This window comes from Polyangium sp. 6x1, assembly GCF_029946515.1.
In the GTDB taxonomy this organism is placed as follows: Bacteria; Myxococcota_A; Polyangia; order Polyangiales; family Polyangiaceae; genus Polyangium.
Genome location: NZ_JARZHH010000052.1, coordinates 54,048 through 77,151, shown reverse-complemented (window position 1 = coordinate 77,151; position 23,104 = coordinate 54,048). Strand labels below are relative to the sequence as shown.

At 70.0% G+C, this 23,104-nt stretch carries 14 protein-coding genes; 3 read left to right on the top strand and 11 right to left on the bottom strand.

The features are described from left to right. Window positions 1-102 precede the first annotated feature (102 nt). Window positions 103-2,091: a thioredoxin domain-containing protein gene (locus tag QHF85_RS35720; RefSeq protein WP_281331875.1), complete on the top strand. Its 1,989-nt coding sequence runs from the start codon at window positions 103-105 to the stop codon at window positions 2,089-2,091. Window positions 2,092-2,676: 585 nt separating this feature from the next. Here QHF85_RS35720 and QHF85_RS35715 read toward each other — a convergent pair. From QHF85_RS35715 to QHF85_RS35705, 3 genes are all read right to left on the bottom strand, one after another. Further along, a complete protein-coding gene (locus tag QHF85_RS35715; protein ID WP_281331874.1) occupies window positions 2,677-6,180 on the bottom strand; it encodes a hypothetical protein in 3,504 nt (1,167 codons plus the stop codon). A gap of 85 nt (window positions 6,181-6,265) precedes the next feature. Next, window positions 6,266-7,429 carry a hypothetical protein gene (locus QHF85_RS35710; RefSeq protein ID WP_281331873.1) on the bottom strand — a complete coding sequence of 388 codons (1,164 nt, stop codon included), beginning with the start codon at window positions 7,427-7,429 and terminating at the stop codon, window positions 6,266-6,268. 44 nt (window positions 7,430-7,473) lie between these two features. Next, a complete protein-coding gene (locus QHF85_RS35705) occupies window positions 7,474-8,220 on the bottom strand; it encodes a HAMP domain-containing sensor histidine kinase (RefSeq protein WP_281331872.1) in 747 nt (248 codons plus the stop codon). A gap of 269 nt (window positions 8,221-8,489) precedes the next feature. Between QHF85_RS35705 and QHF85_RS35700 the strand changes: the two genes are divergently transcribed. Beyond that, on the top strand, window positions 8,490-8,918 hold the full coding sequence (locus tag QHF85_RS35700) for a response regulator (RefSeq protein WP_281331871.1): 429 nt from the start codon (window positions 8,490-8,492) through the stop codon (window positions 8,916-8,918). Between the two features lie 57 nt (window positions 8,919-8,975). Here QHF85_RS35700 and QHF85_RS35695 read toward each other — a convergent pair whose 3' ends face one another. Further along, a complete protein-coding gene (locus QHF85_RS35695) occupies window positions 8,976-9,398 on the bottom strand; it encodes a response regulator (RefSeq protein WP_281331870.1) in 423 nt (140 codons plus the stop codon). 279 nt (window positions 9,399-9,677) lie between these two features. Between QHF85_RS35695 and QHF85_RS35690 the strand changes: the two genes are divergently transcribed. Further along, window positions 9,678-10,565: a HAMP domain-containing sensor histidine kinase gene (locus QHF85_RS35690; protein WP_281331869.1), complete on the top strand. Its 888-nt coding sequence runs from the start codon at window positions 9,678-9,680 to the stop codon at window positions 10,563-10,565. Window positions 10,566-10,659: 94 nt separating this feature from the next. Here QHF85_RS35690 and QHF85_RS35685 read toward each other — a convergent pair whose 3' ends face one another. The 7 genes from QHF85_RS35685 to QHF85_RS35655 form a co-directional block, all read right to left on the bottom strand. Continuing rightward, a complete protein-coding gene (locus QHF85_RS35685) occupies window positions 10,660-14,025 on the bottom strand; it encodes a MopE-related protein (protein WP_281331868.1) in 3,366 nt (1,121 codons plus the stop codon). Next, window positions 14,022-18,683 (bottom strand): MopE-related protein, encoded by a 4,662-nt coding sequence (locus QHF85_RS35680; RefSeq protein WP_281331867.1) that lies wholly within the window; start codon window positions 18,681-18,683, stop codon window positions 14,022-14,024. The genes QHF85_RS35685 and QHF85_RS35680 overlap by 4 nt, the downstream gene beginning before the upstream one ends. Before the next feature lie 269 nt (window positions 18,684-18,952). After that, complete coding sequence (locus tag QHF85_RS35675; RefSeq protein WP_281331866.1) at window positions 18,953-20,551, bottom strand: SBBP repeat-containing protein; 1,599 nt, start codon at window positions 20,549-20,551, stop codon at window positions 18,953-18,955. A 225-nt stretch (window positions 20,552-20,776) separates the two neighbouring features. After that, window positions 20,777-21,919, bottom strand: coding sequence for an acyl-CoA dehydrogenase family protein (locus tag QHF85_RS35670; protein ID WP_281331865.1), 1,143 nt, complete (start codon window positions 21,917-21,919; stop codon window positions 20,777-20,779). A gap of 6 nt (window positions 21,920-21,925) precedes the next feature. Further along, on the bottom strand, window positions 21,926-22,069 hold the full coding sequence (locus QHF85_RS35665; RefSeq protein WP_170228964.1) for a hypothetical protein: 144 nt from the start codon (window positions 22,067-22,069) through the stop codon (window positions 21,926-21,928). A gap of 1 nt (window position 22,070) precedes the next feature. Then, complete coding sequence (locus QHF85_RS35660) at window positions 22,071-22,337, bottom strand: CcmD family protein (RefSeq protein WP_281331864.1); 267 nt, start codon at window positions 22,335-22,337, stop codon at window positions 22,071-22,073. Between the two features lie 3 nt (window positions 22,338-22,340). Continuing rightward, window positions 22,341-23,012: a cytochrome c biogenesis protein gene (locus QHF85_RS35655; RefSeq protein ID WP_281331863.1), complete on the bottom strand. Its 672-nt coding sequence runs from the start codon at window positions 23,010-23,012 to the stop codon at window positions 22,341-22,343. Window positions 23,013-23,104 lie beyond the last annotated feature (92 nt).

Below are 23,104 nucleotides of genomic sequence, written 5' to 3'. Positions count from 1 at the left end.
GCCCCGAAGACATTCGTCGGGGCGATCGAGGTGTTCGGCTCTCACGGCGCGATGAGGAGCGCCGCGCGGGCAGCACCGTGCTCGGAAAGAAAGAGAAGAAACATGAACAAAGGAACCGCCATCGTCGGCTTCCTTCTCTGCTTCATGGCAGGGATGGCGCTGATGTGGGGCATCGATCGCGGCGCCGGCGGCGGCCACACGGCCAGCGCCGAGGCGACGCAGGAGTACGTCGCCGGGGGGACCTGGGATCACAGCGACGCGGCGATCCCCGTCTCGTCGAAGGATCCCGTGTGGGGCAGCCCGAACGCGCCCGTCACGCTGGTGCTCTTCAGCGACTTCGAGTGCCCCTTCTGCAGCAAGGTCGAGACGACGCTGACGCAGCTCCGTGAGGCGTACGGCCCGCAGAAGCTCCGCATCATCTGGAAGTCGAACCCGCTGCCCTTCCACAAGAACGCGCGTCCCGCGTCCGTCGCGGCCGAGACCGTCCTCCGCATGAAGGGCCCCGAGGCCTTCTGGAAGTTCCACGAGCTCGCGTTCCAGAACCAGCGCGCCCTCACGCCCGAGAACTTCGAGCAGTGGGCCGCGCAGGCCGGCGTGGACAAGGCCAAGTTCAAGGCCGCCTTCGACAAGCAGGAGTTCGCCGCGAAGGTGGACGCCGACCTCGCCGCCGGCAAGGCCGCGGGCGTCTCCGGTACGCCGGCGTCGTTCATCAACGGCATCCTGCTCAGCGGCGCGCAGCCGATCGACAAGTTCAAGCAGGTGATCGACGAGCAGCTCAAGGCCGCCGACGCCGCGATCAAGGCCGGTACGAAGCCGGAGAAGGTCTACGCCAAGCTCTCGCAGGAGAACAAGGCGAAGGCGCCCCCGCCGGCGAACCGCGACCAGGCGCAGCAAGAGGACAAGACCGTCTGGAAGGTGCCCGTCGGCACGTCGCCCGCGAAGGGCCCCGAGACGGCGCTCGTGACGATCGTCGAGTGGTCCGATTTCCAGTGCCCCTTCTGCAGCCGCGTGGTGCCCACGCTCGACGAGGTCGTGAAGACCTACGGCGACAAGGTCCGCATCGTGTGGAAGGACAACCCGCTGCCGATGCACCCGCGCGCCGAGCCGGCCGCGGAGCTCGCCCGTGAAGCCCGCGCCCAGAAGGGCGAGGCAGGCTTCTGGGCCGCCTACGATCTGCTCTGGAAGAACCAGCAGAAGCTCACCGACGACGATCTCCTCGGCTACGCCAAGGAGCTCGGCCTGAACGTCGACAAGGTGAAGACCGCGATCCTCGACAAGAAGTACGGCGCCGAGATCACGGCCGATCAAGACCTCGCCGACGAGCTCCAAGCGAGCGGCACGCCGCACTTCTTCATCAACGGTCGCCGCCTCGTCGGCGCCCAGCCGATCGAGAAGTTCAAGGCCGTCATCGACGAGGAGATCAAGAAGGCGCAGGACCTTCTCCAGAAGGGCGTCGCCGCGAAGGATCTCTACAACGAGATCATCAAGGACGGGAAGACGCCGCCGCCGCCCGAGAAGAAGACCGTCGACGCGGCCCCCGCCGACTCTGCCTGGAAGGGCAGCGACAAGGCGAAGGTCGTGATGCAGATCTTCAGCGACTTCGAGTGCCCCTTCTGCAAGCGCGCAGAGGACACGGTCGCCCAGGTCGAGAAGGCCTACGGCGACAAGGTGAAGATCGTGTGGCGCCACAAGCCGCTGCCGTTCCACAAGAGCGCGATGCCCGCAGCTCTCGCGGCCGAGGAGGCCAAGAAGCAGAAGGGCAACGAGGGCTTCTGGAAGATGCACGACGCACTCTTCAAGGGCGCCGGCACGCCGGACGCGTTCGCCCGCACGACGCTCGAGAAGTACGCCGAGGAGCAAGGCCTCGACCTCACGAAGTTCAAGTCCGCCCTCGACTCCGAGGCGCACAAGAAGTTCATCGAGAGCGAGAGCGCCGTGGCCGACAAGGCCGGCATCAGCGGCACGCCCGGCTTCCACATCGCAGCCCCCGGCAAGGCCGAGGGCTACTTCATCAGCGGCGCCCAGCCGTTCCCGAAGTTCAAGAAGCTGATCGATCTGACCATCAAGGAGTCCGGCGCCGCAAAGAAGTGAGCGGTCCGCGTTCCTGACAATCAATCGATGAAACAAACCACGAGGGGGCCCCCAAGCCCCCTCGCGGCTTTTTGTGCTGTGCGAGGCGCTTCGCTGGGGCTTTGCCCCAGGCCCCACCAGGGGTTGTCCACCCCTGGACCCGGACCAGCGCAAGCGCTGGACCCGGGGTCGATGAACTGCGCGATGCGCAGTTCATCGAACAGCCAGGTCAAGACCACGCAAGACCCTGCCAACTGAGGCAGCAGCGCTGACGGTTCGAGCAGCAACGACCCCTTGGTCTTGCCACCGGCCCACGCACGACCCTGCCAACCAAGTCAGCAGCGCTGACGGTTCGAGCAGCAACGCCCCCTATGGTCTTGCCACCGGCGTGTGGAAGAACTGCGCGGAGCGCAGTTCTTCCATCAAAGGTCCAGGGCTGGCCCTGCCAAAAGGGGGCGGACAGCTTAAAAACTTTCCCCGCATCGACTGCGCTTCGCGCAGTCGATGCCCAGAGGTCCAGGGCTGGCCCTGGTTCGGGTCGAGGGGCGAACAGCCCCCGCGGGGTCCGGGGCAGCGCCCCGGCGCGACGCCTCAACTCAGCTCACCTCAACCGCGCTTCTTCAGGCGGCCTTCCTGTTCCCACCAGAGGACGTAGCGGACCTGCGCGGCTTCGCGTTCGTCCTCGGGGAGATCGTCGTAGTAGCCGAGATCTCGGCCGACGAGCGGTGCGAGCTCCTCTGCGGCGGCGCGACGGATCGTGGGTGATTCGGAGAGGAGTGCGTCGATGAGCCATTCGATGCGGCTGCGTGTGCCGTTCGTGGACCACCAGTCGTTCCACTTGCGTGCGTCGCGACGGAAGTCGTGCCGCGTGACGTGCACGAGTGCGCGGTGTGCGACGTCGACGAGCTCCGCGGTGGTCTCGCCGAGCGTGGCGATGAGCACCGGGACCGACTTGGGGATGGCGAGCTCGCCGAGGGACTCGATGGCGAGGAGGCGCCGGCCGACGCGCTCGCCTGGGCTCCGCACGAGGCGCTCGAGCATCGGGAGGAGCGGCGCTTCGGTCGCGGGGCCCGCGGCGATGAGCGACGCCGCTGCGCGACGTGCGACCCGACGAACGGGGGCGGCGTCGTCGAAGAGACGCGCGAAGACGGCTTGCGCGCTCTCGGGATATGCGAGCTCGCCGAGCAGGTGGGTTGCCCAGAAGCGGACGTCGGGATCACCCGCTGTGCTGCGCACCGCGAGGAAGGGCACGGCGGGACGGCCGATCGCGACGAGCAGGGCGAGCAGAGAGCCGCTGCGGGAGGCGAGCGGGAGATCGGCGCCACGCGAGAGGACGCGGGCGTCGATGCGCAGGGGGCCGGGGAAGCGGGCCATGATGGCCTGCATGGCGGCCTCGCCGAGACGGACGAGCTCCTTCTGGGCGTCGCCGTCCTCCGTGCCCGCCTCGAGGAACCGATGCACGAGGGCGACGGGATCGGGGCCCGGGGCGCGTCCGCGGTTCGGGAGCGTGCTGCCCGCGGGACCGACGTTCCAGTCGACGGCAGGGGCCGCGCTGGGCTCTTTCTTCGGTTTGGCGGCGTGGCCTGGCTGGTCCGGGCGCAGCCCCCATCCGTCGATCGGCGGTCCGGGGAGTGTCTCCGGCGGGGAGGGCGTGGTCGTATCGCCCGCCGGCGGCGGGACGCGCACGGGCGGCGCGGGTGTAGCCGGGGCCGCGGGGACGTCGGGCGGGGGTGCCAGGGCGTCGGGCGGGGGCGCTGGCGCGGTGGCCACGACGGGCCGCACGGGGGGCACGGGAGGCGTGGGCGGCGCGGCGATGGCGTTCGGGGGCGGCTCGGGGGGCAAGGGCTGCGCGCCGAGGCCCAGGGAGGCCTTGCTACGGCCACCGAAGGCCGGCGCGACGGCCCGGCGAGCGGCGCGCGGGGGCGGGCCTGGCGCGGGCACGGGGCCGGCCTCTGGAAGCCGGGAGACGGCCGTGGTGGGCGGGGGCGGCGGCGTGGTGGAGCTGAGGCGCATCCGGCCCGTGGCGACGACGCCGAGGGGCGTGCGGCGGCGACGGGACGCGGGGCCGCGGCGGCCGGCGAGGTCCCAGGCGGTGTCGGAGTCGGGCGGGCGCAGGGCGAGCGGCTCGACCTTCGGGACGACGGAGTCCGGCGCCGGCGTGGGGCTCTGGAGCGTCTCGACGAGCGCGGGGGCTGAAGGAGCCGCGGCCGGGGGCGAAGGCGTCGCGGCCGGGGGCGGAGGGGCCGCGGCCGCGCGCGACGGCGCGGGAGCGGGGCTCGGCTGGCTCGAAGCGATGCCCGCGAAGGAGGTCTCGTCTCCGGGCCGCGGGGCGTTCGGCGGGTTCGCCTGGAGCATCGCCGGCGCCATCGCCGAGGCGGACGGCAAGGTCACGGCGATCGACGAGATGGCTGGCGGCGGCGGGGATTTTGGCTCGGCCGCGGGGGACGGCACGGGAGCGGCGGCGTCCGCGGGGCGCGCGGGCAGCTCGAAGGCGCGCGCGAGCGCGACGAGGCCGACCTGCCGGGCGGCGCCCGGAGCTTGGGGCGGAGGCGCGGGCCTCTGCGCGCGCTTCGCCGGGACGCCGTCGCCCGTCGCGTCGCCGCGCTTCTTGCGCAGGATGGCGCGCTCGATCGCCTCGGCGGTGAGACCCGCGATGGCGATGACGTCCCCGAGCGCGGAGAGCTCGACGTCGACGGCGCCGTCGTCGCCGTAGAGCAGCGCGATGGTCCGGTTTCGTACGACGATCGGCAGGACCAGCACGGCCGCCGCGCGCGTGCCTGCTTCGGTGCGGCCCGACCGACCGAGCTCGGAGCTGATCTCGACGTCGAGATCGCCGACGGCGGGCGGCATGATCACGGGCGCCCTGCGCTCGCGTGCGAGGGCGAGCAGGCTCGGGCGACCGAGGGGCACAGCGAGGGACATGAGCCGCGCGGCGCCCGCGCCCGGGCCCGAGGCGTCACGCCCGTCGGCGACGTCGCCGTGCACGACGAAGAGCGCCGTGTACTCGAAGAACTGGTGGGCGAACGCGAAGAAGATGTCGAGGACCGCGTCGGTCGTGGTCGCCTCGCCGAGCTCCTCCTCGGCCATCGCCGCGGTGAACGGGCCCTTGCGGCGAGGCCGCGCGGCGCGGCGATCGGGCGCCTCGGCGACGCGTGTCTTGCGATCGCCCGTGACCGCGCGGCGGAGCACGCTGGTGCCCGTGCGCGTGCGGGTCGACTCGCGCCGCACGAGACGCTCGGGCCGGCGCGAGACGGGCGCCTCTTCCTCGTCGGCCGCGTCCGCGATGGATGCGGGCTCCGGCGGCGCGGCGATGGTCTCCGGCATCTCGTCGCTGGTGAGCCGGCGCGGCGCGGGCGCTGGAACGGCCGCGGGCGCGGGCGCCGGCTTCGGCTCGATGACCTCGACGGTCGGCACGGGCTTCGGGTGATCCGAGCGCGCGGCGCGTGCCGTCGCGGGCGTGGCCGAGAGCTTCGTGCGCGTCGGCGCCATCGGCGGAGGCGCGCCTGCGACGAGCGTGTCCGGCGTCTGCGTGGGCGGCTGCGGCGTCGCGACGGGAGGCTCCGCGGCGCGCTCGGGCGGCGGGCGCGACGAGCCTCGCGGAGGCTCTATGTTGCGCGGCGGCGGCATCACCGTCGGGCTCGGATCGGGGCGGCTCTCGAGCCTCGCGACGAGCCGGAGGAAGCGGCGATCGAGCGGGATTTGGTAGGCCTCTGCGATCGCCTGACGGATCCGCACGAGCGGCGCGACGCTCTGCCGGATCTCGACGGCGAGCGCGAAGGCGAGGTCCCCTTCGACCGCGGGCGAGAGGGGCTCGGCGGTGGCGATCGTGAGAACGCGCCGCGTGAGCGCGAGCGGGAAGATGCCGTGCCTGATCGCGAGATCGCCGGGCACGAGGCGCAGCACCGGGGCGGGCGGCAGCGGGAGTTTGCCCGAGGGCGCCTCTTCGAGGCCGAGCACCTCGGCGAGCAGAGGCACGAGCATCTCCTCGCGGGCGCCGCCGACCTCGAGCAGGTTCGTCACGAGGTCACCGCCATGCACGACCTGCCGCGCGATCGCCTCTTCGAGGGAACGCATCGGCACGCCACGCTCGGCGAGCGCAGAGCTCAACATCGATGAAGGGGCTCGGTCAGCCAAGGGATTTCCATCGATGGTAAACGAAGTTCGCCCGGGAGGCACAAGGGCGAAAGGCACTCGTTCACGGCAAGGGCAAGAGCGACACGGGCGGAAGGCGCTCCGGCACGAGGGCGCCGACCTCGCGCCCCGACGCGCGCTCGAAGATGTGGATCGCGGGCGCGCCGTAGGCCTTGTCGCCGAGGAGGACGTGACGCCCCACCACCGCGAGGCCCCAGTAGTCGTAGTTACCGCCCTGCCCCCCCTCCCGCGTATCGGCCAGGACGATCGGCTCGGTTTTTCCGGACGGATCGAAGCGCACGAGGCGCGTCGCGTTCTCGAGCCCCGTGCCCGCGACGATCGCATACGCCTCGTCCGGCGCCGCGAGCTCGACCTCGGCGATGGAACCGCCGACCGCGCTCTCCTCGGCGATGCCCGTCACCGAGAGGGTGTCGAGATCCACGATCGCAGCCGCGTGCCCGTCGTCGATCGCGTAGAAGTCGCCCGGCATCGCGAGCACCAGGGTTCGGCCCGCGGGATCCCACGGCACCGGCCTCATGCGACCGAACGGGTTCTTCCCGCCGAGATCGACGGAGCCGACGACGCTGCGCGAGGCCACGTCGATCTCCACGAGCGCGCCGTTCTCCGCGGGCTTCCACGTGCGACGATCAAGGCGCTGCACCGCGACGAAGGCGCGATCGCCGACGACACGCAGCGCCTCGATCTCGGGAAGGCCGTCGACGTCGGCGAACATCGAGAGATCCACCACGCCGTCGAAGCTCCCGTCGGGCTCGATCACCGCGACGCCGGGTTGCTCGTACCGCGCGACCCAAAGCCGGCCTTCCGCATCGAGATCGGCGTCGTGCGGGTTGTGTGGCCCGCCCGCCTTGCCGCCCGTCGCGAGCTCGAACGTCGTCTCGGACTCGCCGAACGCGACCCACGTGCGCGTGAGCGCGAGCGAGTCCGGATCGACGCCACGCACGAGCCCCTGATCACGCACGCACACGAACGGCCCACCGAAGCCCGACGAGAGCAGCGGGTCGACGCCGAGCGCGATGTCCGGGATCTCGGTCAAGCAGCCGGCCTCGTCGATGCGCCCGAGGCCGCTCGCCTGCAGGTTCGTCGCGAGCATCAAGAGCGCGCCGTCGAGCGCGACGCCGCTGCACGTGCGCGCGGCGCCCGCTGGCTCGGAGCAGCCCGCGAGGAGCGTGATTCCAGCACCCAGGAAGACGACCACAGCGCGTGCCATGCAGGCGAGCGGAGCATGCCCGCCCGGTCGTCGCAAGCGCGGGGCTAGCCGGACGCGGCGCGCGCCTTCTCGGGCTCGGGGGGGATCTCCGAGGCCTTGCGGAGCGAGATCACGCCGCGGAGCGTGAGCCCTGCGTCGCCCGGCTCCACGACGAGCGAGCCGCCGTGCGCTTCGAAGATCGCCCGCGCGATCGGCAGGCCGATCCCGAGCCTGAGCTTGCGCCGCCCGTGCGTCTCGCGCGGCACGATCTCCCGCTCGACGAAGGGCTCGAAGAGGCGCGCGAGCACGTCCTTGGGCACGACGTCGCCTTCGTCCCGCACGCGCACGATCGGCGTGCCGTCCCGAGCCTCGACCATGACGTGGACCGTGCCCGCGGGCGCGCGCAGGGTCGCGAGATCGACGACCGAGGTGAGCGCCGTGGCGAGCAGCTCCTCGTCACCGACGATCTCGGTCGCGGCGTCTGCCTCGGTCAAGTCGAGGACGACCCGCACGCCGCGCGTCTTCACGGTCGGCTCCACGCGCGCCATCACCTCGTCGATGAGGTCGCCAAAGCGGAGCCGCGCGAGCACGAGCGGCTTCTGGGTATCGAGCAGCCAGACGGCGTCGTCGAGCTCCGCGAGCATCCGCGTGAGCCGCTCGCCGGCCCCGCTCACCCGCTCGAGCATCTCGCGCGTCGGAGGCGCGAGATCACGGCCGAACCGGAGCAAGTAGTGAACGCCGGCGAGCATCGTCGAGAGCTCGCCACGCAGGTCGTGGGCCACGCGGTCGAAGAAAACCTCGTCGACACTCATGAGGCACACTCTAGAGCCCGAGAACGGGCGCGGTAAGCGTTGACCGAGCACACGACGCACACTGCGTCGCACGCGGGAGATGCCGAGCTGCGCGGAGATCGCGGAGAGAGCCGCTGGACGGATCGCGCGTCGCGCGAGGACGAAGATCGCAGAGACCGCGCCGCCGCATTGCGCATCGCGAAGGGCGGTCCAAGACATGGGGGAGCGAAGCGTCTCGTCGCGCGCGTACTCGCGCGGGCGGCGATCTGCGTGCAGGCGGGGGGGGCGGGATGGCGTCGACGATGGGCGGGGCGGGCGAGATGGAGCAGACCAGCGCGTTTCGCCCGCGGGTGCTCATCGTCGACGACGATCCCGATTTCCTCGCGATCGCCGAGGCCTCGCTCGAAGCGCACGGCTTCCAGGTCGAGCGGGCGAAAGGCGGCCTGCGCGGCGTCTTCCTCGCCACGCAGGACGTACCGGACGCCGTCCTGTGTGATCTGCGCATGCCCGGCATCGACGGGTTTGTCGTGGCCGAAGCGCTCCGCTCCGATCCCGCCACCCAGCGGATGGCGCTCTTCGCTTGCACCGGGCGGCGCGATCTCTCCGCGCGCGCCAAGCTCGCGAACAGCGCGTTCGACGCCGTGCTCGTCAAGCCCGTCGATTGGGACGAAGCCGCCCGCCTCTTGCGTGACGCCATCCGCGCGCACGCCCACCCGTGAGCCCTCGGACGCTCCCATGTTCCCCCCCTTCCGTGTCGTCGTCGGTTCGTCGTGCCGCTATCGAGCGCGCGCGCCGAGGACCCGCTTGATCTCGGTCACCAGCGCGTCGGGCAGGCACGGCTTCGTCAAGAACGAGTCGCAGCCCGCTTCCTTCGCGTCCTTCGAGTGACCCGCGAGCGCGTGCCCCGTGAGCGCCACGATCGGGATGCGCTTGGTCCGCTCGTCGCTCTTCAGGCACCGCGTCGCCTCGAGGCCGTCGAGCTCGGGCAACGAGAGATCCATGAGGATCAGATCGGGCAAGAGGGAGAACGCTTGCGCCAGCGCCTCCCGCCCGGTCGAAGCCTGCGCCACGCGGAACCCGGAGAACGAAAGAAACTCCGTGAACATCTCGCGGTTGTCGTCGAAGTCGTCGACCACGAGGACAAGCGGCGAGAGACCGCCGTGTTGTTGCCCGAGCCCAGTTTCGTCTGTCGTCTTCACGACGTAAAACCCCCGGTTTCGTTGGGGCGCGCGCGTCGCCGCCGACTCCTCACTCGCGCCGCGGCGTGCGTCGCGAGCAAGGGTCGATGATAGCCGCAGGCGAGGAACCTCAGGCACCGATTCGTGCCCTTCTTGGGCCGTGGAGACGGGCCTGAGCGGCATATCGGGAGAAACCCGACGCGGCTCTTCCGGACATCGCAGCACGGATGGCCGAGTGAGGCGTTCTCCGACTGCATGCGCCACGCGAGGTCACGGTACCCTGCAAGGAAAGAGGCGATCGTGGCCGAAGCGAGGAAACGCAAACAAGCAAGCAAGCCGGCGAATGGGCCGTCTCGGGGCACGACGCGCCCCGCGACCACGCGCGCTCGCATGCCGGCCGGGCAAACCAAAGACGCGCGTTACGTCGCCGAGCTCGAGCGGCGATGCAGAGAGCTCGAACGGCGCGCCAAAGCCGCCGAAGCGCAGCGCGCGGAGCTGCTCACCATCGTATCGCACGACCTGCGCAACCCGCTCGGCGTGGTGATGGTGACGACGACGCTGCTCGCGCGCGAGCTCGGCGGGGATCCGGCGCACGATCGTCAACTGCAAACGATCAAGCGCTCCGCGCTGGAGATGAACCAGATCGTCGAAGATCTCGTCGACGCGGCGAACATCGACGCGGGCAGGCTGCCGATCGGGCAAGAGGTGCACGACGCGGCGTCGATCGTGGAGGCCGCTGCGCTCGCCGCTGCGCTCGCCACGGCGCAGCGTCCGATCGCGGTCGTGAAGGAGGTCTCGCCGCACCTGCCTGCGCTCTACGTCGATCGCGCCCGCGTGCTGCAGGTCCTCTCACGGCTCGTCGGCAACGCCGCGCGCTTCATGCAAAAAGGCGGGTCGATCACGCTCCGCGTCGAGCCTACGTCCTCCGGCGCGCGCTTCTCGGTGACGGACACGGGCCCCGGCATCGCCGAGCTCGATCGGCCGATGCTCTTCTCGCGCAGGCCGCCGGAAGGGCGCCGCGCGTGTCAGGGCATGGGCCTCGGGGTCTACGTCGCCAAGGGCATCGTCGAGGCGCACGGCGGGCACATCGGCGCGCTGAGCGAGGTGGGTCGTGGGAGCACGATCCACTTCACGCTGCCCGCGGCCGACGGCGCGGCGCTCTCGAATCATCAGGATCGCAGGGATTGAGCGAGTCCGCGAGGGGCGCGCGTGAGGCGCGCCTCCGCGAGGGGAGCGAAGGATCGAGCGGGCGCCGCGAGAGGCGCCCGCTCGATTCGTTTTGTCAGCCGGGGTTCACCGAGAAGCAGCAGCGGAAGCCGAGGTCGAAGAGCTTGAAGGTCTGATCGACCGTGTAGAACTGGAACGAGCACGTCGCGCCGCCTTGATCGCCGGTGTTGAACGCGCCGCCCATGAGCGGGTACGTGTTCGTCGCGCTCTTCGTGATCTCACGGAGGTTGCCCGTGATGTCGAAGACCTTGCCCGTCGCGGCCGTGTTGCCCTGCAGGTTCAACCAGTCCGCCCAGCAGTTCTTCAGGCTGGTCGAGCCCGTGAAGAGCAGGCCGTCCTGATCCCCGGCGATCGACGAGCTGAAGTCGAACGACGGGCCGATGTTGCAGAACTTCGTCGTGGTGTCGTAGGTCGACGTGCACGCCGCGCCGCGCGGGTTGTAGCCGTAGGAGCAGCCCAGGGTCGCCTGGCACGACGTCGTCCAGTCGGCCGTCGAGCAGACGAACCCGCCCATCGCGCTGCACGTCTGCTCGACCTCGGCCGGCGTCACGTTGAACCACGGCAGCTTGCCGGGCACCGAGCACGCGAGCGTCTTGTCGAGCGTCGTGCCCGCAGGCGCGGTCGTGTGGTAGCCGTTGCCGTTGCCGGGCGTGATGACGTTGTTGGCGATGTCGGAGACCGCGTTCGGCCGGCTCGCCTCGTAGCTGTAGATCCAGAGGTTCGTGTTGATGCGCGTGACCGCGGGTTTGACGTAGTACGTCGCGTTCGAGCCCTTCGACACGTACGTCTCGTCGACGAGCCCGTCGCAGTCGTTGTCCACGCCGTCGCAGGTCTCGGTGCAGCCGCCGGGCAACGTCGCGCAGTCGGCCTTGACCGCGTTGCACGTCGTGGCGCTACCGCCGTTGCACACGAACGTGCCGGTCGTGCGGCACGCGCCGTGTCCGGGCGCCGGCAGGCCGTCGTCGCTCGAGCAGGCCTTGCCGTAGTTCGGCACGTTCTCGTTGAGGATGCCGTCGCAGTCGTTGTCGAGGTTGTCGCAGGTCTCGGTCGCGCCCGAGCAATAGTTCGGGGCCGGACCGTTGCACACGCCCGCCGGGAACGTGCACTTCCACGCGCCCTGCGTGCAAGCGACCGTCACCTGCGACGTGCACTCCGGCCGCGTGGCCGTGACGCTCACGCCGCAGACCTGCACCGGCGTCGGCGCGACGACGCCTTCGTCGATCTGCCCGTCGCAGTCGTCATCCTCGCCGTTGCAGATCTCCTGCGCCTGCTTGTAGTTGCAGACGTACTCGCACTTCTGATCGTTGTTGAGATCGTAGTAGCCGTTCTCGCAGCCCTGGAAGGCGCACATGCCCGACGTGCACGACCAGATCGCGTGGACCGCGTTCGCGTAGCAGCTGTTGCCGCACGCGCCGCAGTTCGCGACGTCGGTCTGCAGGTTCGGCTGGCCGGTCAGCGTGCCGTCGCAGTTCGAGTCCACGCCGCAGCTATCGACGCTGGCCGACGGTCCGGTGAAGTTCTGGCAGGTCTGCACGCCGCCCGTGCAGACGAACGTGCCCGGCTTGCAAGGCGACGTCGCGCCCGCGGGAGGCGCAGGCGGCACGTTGCAAGCGCCGAGGTTCAGGTTGTTGTCGACGATGCCGTCGCAGTCGTCGTCGAGGCTGTTGCACGTCTCGGTGCTCGGCCCGATGTACCCCGTGCACGCGCCGCCGCACGCCTGCGTGCCCTTCACGCACTTGCTCAGGCCGCCGTAGACGAGGTTCGGCGGCGCGCCGACCGGCACGCAGGGCTGGGCCGGGATACTCTCGTCGACCTGCCCGTCGCAGTCGTCGTCGATCGTGTTGCAGGTCTCGGCCTTCGGGTCGATGTTGCCGACGCACGTGAGCGACTGGCCCACGCACTGGAGCGTGCCGAGCTTGCAAGGCGCCGTGCTGCTCTGACCGCACGCCGAGCCCGTGCCCGCGACGTCGTCGACGAGGCCGTTGCAGTCGTCGTCCTGGCCGTTGCACGTCTCGGCCTTCGGCGCGATCTCACCGACGCAGGTCTTCTGGCCGCCGGGCAGGCATTGCTCCACGCCCTTCTGGCACGGGCCGACGTCGGTCAAACCGCACGACGCGCCCACGTCGACGGGCATGTCGTCGATCGCCCCGTTGCAGTTGTCGTCCTGGCCGTTGCAGAGCTCGGCGGAGGGGTTCACCGCGCCCATGCAAACGAGCTGGCCGTTCTGGCACTGCTGCTTGCCGTACTGACAGGGGAAGATGTTGCTCTGGCCGCAGGAGTTGCCGGCGTCCGTGGGGCTGTCGTCGACCTGGCCGTCGCAGTCGTCGTCGAGGCCGTTGCAGATCTCCTGGATCTGCCCCTCCACGACGACGTTCGGCCCGGCGCAGACGACCTTGTTCCCGACGCACGCCGTCTTGCCGGCGGCGGCGAGCAGGCCGCAGATGCCGTCCGGATCGCCGAAGCAGTTCTTGCCGATCTGCGGATCCATCGAGAGGTCGTCGGCCTCGTCGATCTTGCCGTCGCAGTCGTTGTCGAGGCTGTCGCCGCACTTCTCGACGCCGCCGTTCGACGGGGTGCACTGGTACTCGCAGCCCGTCGCGGCGGAGTTGTCGAGATCGTACCAGCCCACGTCGCACTGCTTGATCTGGCACTGCGTGTTCGCCGGGGTGCACGCCTCGCCGGCGCCCGCCGTCGTCTTGCACTCCGACGTGCCGTTGATGGCGACGCAGTTGTTCCCGCACTTGCCGCAGTCCGTCGTGCTCGTGCAGAGATCGACGTCCTCGTCCTTCACGCCGTCGCAGTCGTCGTCCTTGTTGTTGCACGACGCGTCGTCCGGCGTGTTCTTGATGCAGTAGTACTCGCAGGGACCGTCGCCATCGATGTCGTAGTAGCCCGACGCGCACGTGCCCTTGCACTCGCCCGGCACCGTGCCCGGGTTCGGGCTCGGCACGCAGGTGATGCTCGCGGGATCGTTGTTGAGCAGCTTCGTGAAGCAGTTGTTGTCACACGTGCCGCACGTCGTCTTGCTCTCGAGGTTGATGTTCGGGCTGTCGTCGACCGCGCCGTTGCAGTCGTTGTCGAGCTTGTCGCAGATCTCGATGCCGCCGTTCGTCGGGACGCACGGACCGCCGCCGCCGGCGCCGGCCTGGCCCCCGCCGCCGTCGGTGCCGCAGAACGGGAAGCAGTTGTCGCCTCCTTCGCCGCCCTGACCACCCGATCCGCCGCTGCCCGAGCCCGAGCCCGACGGCGACTCGCCGGCGCATTTGTCCCAGCAGAACGCGTCCGTCGTGCACCCCGTGGCCCCGAGCGCGAGCGCCGAGACCACGAGGGCCGAGAGGACCACCTTGAAGAGGTTTGGCGCGTGGCTCGGTTTGCCCGAGCGCCGCCCCAAGCGTTGAAACGACTTGCCGAGCGAGCTCATCGCGACACCTCCGTCACGCCGCGACGCCCGGACGACCGCCTGCGCGCGATGCCAAGCGCGAGCGCAGCGAGCGCCAGCGCGAAGCCACTGTTCCGATCCTGCGCGCCGACGTCGCACGCGCATCCGCCGCCGCCCGTCGGCAGGCCCCAGACGCTGTCGTCCGGAGGCGCGCCGCCCGTGCCCGTGCCCGTGGTCGACATCGGGTTCACTCCTCCGCCCGCGCCGCCCGCGCCGCCCGCGCCGCCCGCGCCGCCCGCGCCGCCGCTGCCGCCCTGACCCTGCAAGCAATCGCCGTTCTGGCAGACCTGGCCCATCGGGCAGAGCACGCCTTCGCACGGGTCGTTGCCGCAGGTGCCCGTCACCGGGTTGCAGTACGAACCGTCGGGGCAGTTCGGCGTGGCGCACTTGTTGTCCACGCACGCCGGAGGCGACTGCGACAGATCGCAGACCTGCGTCCCGACGCACGCGGGATCGCAGCCCGCGACGCACGCGCCGTCCTTGCACACCTCACCCGCGCCGCAGGACTTGTCCGCGCAGGAGTCGATGCACGTGAAGCCGGTGAACGTATCGTTCGGCTTGCAAGCCTGCCCCGTCGGGCAGCTGTCGGGCTTGCAGGGGTTGTCCACGCAGGAGCCGCCGTTGCAGACCTTGCCGCAGCCCACGCAGGGCACGTTGAAGCAGTTGTTCTGCACGCACTTGCCGGCGTTCGGGCCGTAGTTCGTGCAGACCTCGCCCGCGCCGCAGGTCACGCCGTCACAAGGCTCCTTGCAGCCGGCGATGCCCTTGCACACGCAGACCGGAGGCACGACGCAGTTCGCGTCCGCAGGCGCGCCCGCGGGCGCGCAGAGCACCTTGCCCGCCGCGTCCTTCACCGTCTTCGTCGCGCAGTCGCCGCAGTTGTTCGCGATGCAGAAGTTGCCGAGCGGCTGGCCGGTCTGGCTGGAGATGACCTCCTCGCAGACCTGGCCCGGCGGGCACGGGAACTCGCCGCCCTGGCAGGGCGTCGCGCAGGTGCACGCGCTGCCGCTCTTCACGCAGGAGTTGCCCGGCGCGCAGATCGACGGGGCGTTCGGGTCCTGCTCGTCGGTCACGCCGTCGCAGTCGTTGTCCTCGCAGTCGCACGCCTCGTCCGTCTGACCCTGACCGCCGAGGCAAGCGAAGATGCCGTTGAGGCACGCCCACTGGCCTTGCTGGCAAGCGCCCGTGTCGACGCCGCAAGCGCCGCCGATCGTCTGCGTCGCGTCGAGCGGGTTCGCCGTGCCGTCGATGCCGTCCGGCGCGGCGCCCGGCTCGTCGATCGAGCCGTCGCAGTCGTTGTCCACGCCGTCGCAGATCTCGGGCTGCGGGCCGGTGCCGTTGATGCACGTCTCGCCGCCCATGCCGTCGCACTGCAAGGTGCCCGGCTGGCAGGCGCCCTTGTCGCGCGGGCCCGGGTAGAGCGTCGTGTCGTAGGCCGGCGTGCACGAACCACCGACGACGATGCCGTTGTCGACCGTGCCGTCGCAGTCGTCGTCGAGGCCGTTGCACGTCTCGCTCGTCGGAGGCACGTCGCCCACGCAGTCGAGGATGCCGCCCGCGCAGTCGATGAGGCCCGGCTCGCACTGGCCCGTGCCGCTGCCGCAGGCCACGCCTTCACCCGGGAACGTGCCGTCGTCGATCGTGCCGTCGCAGTTGTTGTCGAGGCCGTCGCATGCCTCGGCCTGCGGGCCCTTCGCGTTCACGCAGACCCAGCCGAGCGCATGCTGGCAGCTCAGCGTGCCCTTGTTGCAGGGCGGCGCGAGCGTGCCGTTGCCGGCGCAGGACGCGCCGGGCGGCGGGCACCACTGCAGGTTCTCGTGCTGGCAGCAGTTGCCCGGCACGTCCCAGCAGCCGTTCTGCCCGGGGTTCGGCGCGTCGAAGAGCGGCGCGTCGTCGATCTGGCCGTCGCAGTCGTTGTCCACGCCGTCGCAGGTCTCGGGCTGCGCCTGGATGCCGCCCTGACACACGATCGCGCCGTTCACGCACGCCGTTTGTCCGAGCGAGCAGGGCGGCTGGTTGATGCCGCACGGCTTGCCGAGGCCGCCGACGTTGTCGTCGATGAGGCCGTCGCAGTCGTTGTCCTTGCCGTCGCAGATCTCGGTCGAGGGACCGACCTGGCCGACGCACTGCACGCCGTTCGGCCCGCACTGCTGGACACCCGCGACGCACTCGCCCACGTCCGAGCCGCAGGGCCCGCCCGTGCCGGGCACGTTGTCGATCAGGCCGTCGCAGTTGTTGTCCGCGCTGTCGCACTGCTCGGTCGACGGACCGACGGGACCCTGGCAGGCCCATGCGCCGCTCGTGCAGACGAGCGTGCCCTTGTTGCACGGCGACACCAGCGTGCCGTTGCCGTTGCAGGTGCCGCCGGCGGGCGGGCACCACTGAAGGTTCTTGAAGACGCAGCAGTTGCCGACGTTCTGCCAGCAGCCGTTCTGCCCGGCGAGCGGGCCGTCGGCGAGCGGCGCCTCGTCCACGATGCCGTTGCAGTTGTTGTCGACGTTGTCGCAGACCTCGGCCTGCGGGCCCGTTCCACCCTGGCAAACCAGCGCGCCGTTCACGCACGCGAGCGTGCCCGGCGTGCACGGCGGCAGCGCCTGGCCGCACGACGTGCCCACGCCCGCTGCTTGCTCGTCCACCTGGCCATCGCAGTCGTTGTCGATGCCGTCGCAGACCTCGGCCGACGGACCCACGAAGCCCGTGCACGTGCTGCTTCCGCACGGCTTCTGGCCCTGCTTGCACTGGCTCGTGCCGCCGTACACGATGCCGCCCGGCGTCCCCGCGGGCACGCACGGCGTCGGCGCGACCTGATCGTCCACGATGCCGTCGCAGTCGTTGTCGATGCCGTCGCAGGTCTCGGTGATCGGGTTGTTCTGGCAGTTCGCGAGGCCGCCGCCGGACACGCACTGCCCGGGCTGCGGCACGGGCTGCGCGGGCTTGCACGCCTGCGTGCCCTGGCAGTTCGTCGGGGTCGACTGGCCGCACGGGACCGCGGCGATGTTGTCGTCCGCCATGCCGTCACAGTCGTTGTCGCAGCCGTCGCAGACCTCGACCGAGGGCACGCAGTTCGGACAGACGTTCTCGTCGGTCTGTCCGTCGCAGTCGTTGTCCTGCCCGTCGCAGGTCTCGGTCGTGGGGCACTTGGCGGGGTTGCCGCACTTGTTGAACCCCTCGTCGACGAGGTTCGTCTTGCTCGGCCCGTTGCCGTCGCAGTTGTTGTCCGCCTCGTCGCAGATCTCTTTCGGATCGTAGCAAAGCCAGCTCGCCGGCTGCGTCTGCTGCTGGTCGGTCGTGCACGGCAGGAGCGCCTCGTTGCCGTCGGGATCCGCGCCCGTGATCGAGCCGAGGTAGTTGTTGAGGCAGGTCGTGCGCTGCGCGGGGGTCGACCAGGCGCAGCACGCCTTGCCTGCGCCCTTGTTGCAGTAGTGCTTGTACCCCTCGTCGGTGCAGCCGTTGCAGTTGTCGTCGCCGTTGTTGCAGACCTCGGGTTTGGCCGCGGAGCCGATGATCTGCGCGAGCGCCTTCGCGAGCGAGACCTCGTCGTTCGCCGAGTACGACGACACGGTGCCGCCCGCGGCGGCGACCGCGTCGGTCTTGGCCTTCGAGCCGCCCGCGAAGTTGACGACGTAGACCGGGACCTTCCAGGTCTTCTGGTTGGCGCCGGTCCCGAGCGTGACGCCGGTCTGCCAGAGGTTCTGCGCCGCCGCGATGGGCTCGGCCGTGTCGTTGGGCGAGGTGTCACACGTCTCGTCGCCGTCGGTCAACAGGATGACGTTGATGCTGCGGCAGAGACGATCGTTCAGGTCGATCGGCGTGGCGAGGTTCGGGCCGAAGGCGAAGTTGGACAGGCAGTAGTTCGATTCGCTCCAGTTCCGGTTCCAGCCCGAGCGCAGGTACTGCGCGACCGTGCGGAGCGAGCCCGCGATCGGCGTCGCGCCGTCCGCGAAGAGCTCCTTGTTGTCGCCGCACTGGCCGTCGAACCAGCTGAGCAGCTCCGGCACGTTCGACGCGGGCGCGGCGGGCCCCCACCAGGGATCCTGCGGCAAGGGAACGACGATGTTGCCGCCGTTCCGCCAGGAGTTCTCGGCGAAGTTCGGGTCCGCGGGGCCCGTCCCGTTCCCATTCGTGCAGTTCGGGTTGTTCCCGCAGCGATCGCCGGCGTCCGTGTAGTTCGAGATCGTACACCCGTAGTTGTCCGGGTTGCAGCCGCCCCCGTTCGGCACGCCGCAACTGCTCACGCACGCACCGGCGGGGCAGTTCGACATGACGCCGGCGTACGTCGCGAGCCCGAAGTTCACCTCGCCGCCGAACGCCTGCACCGTTTGCCGGAGCGCGCACTTGGCGTCGTTCAGCCGGCTCGGAATCATGCCGCAGGAGTTCAGTTTGTACCCCATCGCGGCCGAGTTGCACTCGATCGCCGTGCCCGTGGGCGGCGTCGTACACGTCGTCATCGAGCCTGACGTGTCGGCGATGATCATGAAGTACGGCCGCGAGGGCGCGGGCCAATCCGCGGGGTTTTGCGAGAGGCACGCGGCGGCCTCCTGCGCGTCGGCCGGCGCGGCGAACGCGGCGAACGCTGCGACCCCTGTGATCGCGGCGAACGAAGTAAGGATCCCTTTCGAGGGCTGCCGGAACAAAGCCATGGGTAGCTCCGAGGGGCGCACCGACGTGCACCCGTTCCACACGCGCCTTCCCGCCGAAGATTCGACGTAGGCGCGCACTGTCGAACAGGATCTCAGAGGGCTCGACGCACCACAAGCCCCGGAGACGCCCCCACGGCGCCCGTACCTTGCCGTCCCTGCCGCCCCCTGCGCGCGACGCGTGTATTGGACGGTTGACGAAGCCTGGGTTGCCGCGCCGTGTCACATGAACGCGCCCCGGAAATCGGCCCCGGGGCGCGCGTGGCCTTCTTTCAGGGCTTGACAGCGAGGAGGAAAGCGTCGTCGCCGGCCGCGGTCACCGGGCCGAGACCGAAGTCGACCGTCCCCCCGAAGCTGCCGGTCATCAGGACATTGCCCGTCGTCGGATCGAACGCGAGCGATTGCGGGAGCTGCAAGAGGGGCCCGCCGTAGCTACGGCCCCAGACGAGGCAGCCGTCTTGCGCGTCGAACCGGCCGAGGAACATGTCGAAGCCTTCGACGCTCGCGATCGGCCCGCCGCCGAGATCCACGTTGCCCGTGAAGGCGCCCGCGAGGAGCACGTCCCCGTTCGGCGCGAACGCCACGGCGTCGCCGTGCTGCGCGGTCGGATCGCCGAACGTCCGCGTGAACGTCTGCGCGCCGCCCGCGGTCAACACGGTGACGAACGCGTCGTCGACGTCGATGTTCGTGATCGGCTTGCCGCCGAAATCGAACGTGCCCTGGAACTGCCCGGCCACGGCCACCGTGCCCGCCGGCGACACCGCGACCGAGGTCGCCGAGGCCTTGCCGCTGCCCCCGCTGAGCTTCGCCCAGACCTGCCCGCCCTGCGGGTCGAGCTTCGCGACGAACGCGCTCGGAGCGCCCGTCGCCGTCATCGCGCCCCCGCCGAAATTGACGGAGCCCGACGCGTCGCCCGCGAGGTAGATGTTGCCCGTCCCGTCGACGGTCAGGCTGCGCGCGATCTGCTCGGCGTCGTCGCCGAACTGCTTGCTGAAGAGGTGTTGCCCGAGGGGGTTGAACTTCGCGACGAACGCGTCGAACTTGGGGCCCGCGGAGGTCAACGTGCCGCCGCCGAAGTCGACCTGCTGCTGGAAATATCCGCCGATGACGACGTTGCCCGACGGGTCGACGCCAAGCGCGCGCGCGTAGTCGATGTCCGAGCCGCCGAACCGCTGGCTCCACATGTGCGTGCCGTTCGGCGAGAACTTCACGAGGAAGATGTCCTGGAAGAAGTTCGTGTTGCTCGCGAGCGTGCCGCCGCCGAAGTTCACGTTGCCGACGAAGATGCCGGTCACGAACACGTTGCCCTCGGCGTCGGTGCCGATGCCCGTCGCGGACTGGTTCCTCGCGTCGCCGAACTTCTGCGCCCACGCCACCTGGCCCGTGGGCAGGAGCTTCGCGATGAACGCGTCGTCCTCGCCCGCGCTCGTGAGGGTCGTCCCGCCGAGCGTGATCGAGCCCCGGAACGCGCCCGCGAGCAGGATGTTGCCCGCCTTGTCGACCGACACGGCGAGGCCGGTCTGTCCCTGCGCGTCGCCGTAGCCGTTCGCGAACGCCGTCTTGCCGTCCGCCATGCTGGGCGGGGGGCACGTCGGCCCGGGGTCACCGCCCGATCCGGAGGAGCTCGACGAGCTCGACGCGCTCGTCACGAAGTCCTGGAGCCCGTCGCCGCCCTGGCCGCCCGTCGCGCCGGCGCCGCCCGTGCCGGCGCCGGAGCCCCCCGCTCCACTCTCCCCTCCGCTACACGCCGACGCGAGCGCCACGAGGGCTCCTGCGCTGACGAGCGAGGCGAGCAGGGTGCCCGTGCCGAGGAGCTTACCGGCGCCCGAGGACGCCTTGGGGGTCGAAGGGTGCGCGCGACGTGTCCGCATGAAGCCATTCCTCCTGCGAAAGGAAATTTCGCTTAGCCCCCGTTGATATCAACGGTCGGCGCGCGCGTGTAGAGGGGGCTTCAGAAAAGGCGGGAGGAAGCCTAGCAGGCTGTTGAGAAGCGCCGCGAGCGCCCTGGAGCTAGGGAGGAGGACGCAGGAATACAGGCGTATTCCGAGGACGACGACCGACGATCCAGGGCGCGCAGCAAGCTTATCGACAGCCTGCTAGCCCCCGAAGAGCTGCTTGGCGATCACGATGCGCTGGATCTGGCTCGTCCCCTCGTAGATCTGGAGGACCTTCGCGTCGCGCATGAGCTTCTCGACGGGGTATTCCTTCACGTAGCCGTTGCCGCCGAAGACCTGCACCGCGTCGACGGCCGTCAGCATCGCGCTGTCGGCGCCGTAGGCCTTCGCGAAGCTCGACACGATCGGATCGCGCACGCCGTGATCGAGGTTCCACGCGGCCTTCTGGTAGAGCAGCCGCGTCGCCTCCACGCGGATGGCCATCTCCGCGATCATCCACTGCACGAGCTGGTGGTTCGCGATCGGCGTGCCGAACGTCTTGCGCTCCTTCGCGTACGCGACGCACTCGTCGAGGCAGCGACGCATCAGGCCCGTCGCGCCCGCGCCGATGTCGGGGCGCGTCTGGTTGAACGTCTCCATCGCGAGCTTGAAGCCCTTGCCCTCGGGCGCGAGCAAGTTCGCCTTCGGCACGACCACGTCCTCGAGGAAGATCTGCGCCGTGTCGCTCGCGCGCTGCCCGAGTTTGTCCTCCTTCTTGCCCACGCGGAGCCCGGGCGTGTCGCGATCCACGATGAACGCCGCGATGCCCTTGTGCCGGAGTTCGGGGTTCTTCGTCGCGAAGATCACGTAGAACCGCGCGTAGCTCGCGTTCGTGATCCAGCACTTCTGCCCGTTCAGCACGAAGTCGTCCCCGTGCTGCGCGAAGCGCGTCTTGATGCCGGCCACGTCGCTGCCCGCGTCAGGCTCGCTCGTCGCGTAGCTCGCCATCACCGGCTCGCTCGTCAGCATGCCGAGGTACTTCTTCTTCTGCTCCTCGTTCCCGCCGAGCTTGATCGGCGTGAGCGCGAGGCCGTTCGCGAGCAGGCTCGTCTGGATCCCCGTACACCCGTACGCGAGCTCTTCCGTGATGATCGCGTTCTCGAGCTCGCCCATGTCCGAGCCGCCGTACGCGGCCGGGACCGTCGGGTTCACGAGGCCGATCTCCCACGCCTCTTTGAAGACCTCCATCGGGAAGCGCGACTCGTGATCACACGCGGCCGCGATCGGGATGATCCGCTCCTTCGTGAACCGGCGGGCGGTCTCGATGAGACCCTTGTGCTCTTCGGACAGCGAGAAATCGACCACGGGCTCCTACTCCTTCATCCTGCGCTTGCGCTTCTCGAGCTCCGCGCGCACGGCGCGCGCGCCCAGGGTGTATCCGACGACGAGCCCGAGGAGAAGGACGCTCGGGATGTAGATCACGTGCTGAGGCGTGATCTGACCGAAGTCGGGCACGTCACTCCCCCGCGCTCTTCGCGCGCGCCTTCTGGAGCGCGGTCTCCAGCGTGTCGATGCGCCGATCGAGCCGCCTTTGCCGCCGGAACATCGACGCGACGAACACGAGCACCACGATCCAGATGAACGCGTACGCCTCGACGAGCAGCTTCTCGCCGCTCTGCATCTGATTGCCGCCCTCGACCGCGCGGAACGTCGTCCCGCGATCGTCGGCCGTCCCCTGCCCCGCCGCGCCGGGCGTTTGCTGTGCTGCTTGGTTCGCCGACATCGTCTACTCCTCGCCCACGCCGAGCTCGAGCGCCTCTTCCTCGGCCTCGCCGAGCCGCGCTGCCGCGAGCTCGATCCGCACGCGCGTCCAGATCAACACCACCGCGAGCAACGTGAACGTCAAGAAGCCGAGCATGAGCGCGAGCTTCATGTCCGGATGCTTGAGCCCGCCGCCGCCCGACGTGATCACCTTCGGGTGGTTGCCGCCCCACTTCTGCACCGAGTAGTGGATGATCGGCAGGTTTGCCGCGCCGAGCACCCCGAGCGCCGCCGCGAACTTCCGCTCCGAATCCCCGTCGCCCGCGAACGCCCGCAGCACCACGTACGCCACGTAAATCAGCACCGAGAGCAGCGCCGTCGTGAGCCGCGGATCCCAGGTCCAGTACACGCCCCACGCCTTCGCGCCCCAGAGCGCTCCGGTCACGAGCACGAGCACGCCCATCGCCACGGCGCACTCCGCGCCCGCGCGCGCCAGCGCATCCCAGCCGCGTGTCCCGCGCGCGAGGTAACCCGCCGAACCCAGGAAACACACCGCGGCTCCGACGTACATCGAGTACGCGATGGGCACGTGGAAGTAGAAGATCTTCTGGACGATGCCCATCGTCGACTCGACGGGCGCCTTGAAGAAGATCACGTGGATCGAGATCAGAAACGCCGCGGCGCAGAGGGCGAGCACCGTGTAGAAGCCAACGTCTCCCCGGGAGCGGGAGGCGGACGTTTCCACTTTCGTTCCGGCCGTCAGAGCCTCGCTCGTCGCCATGGTGAGCG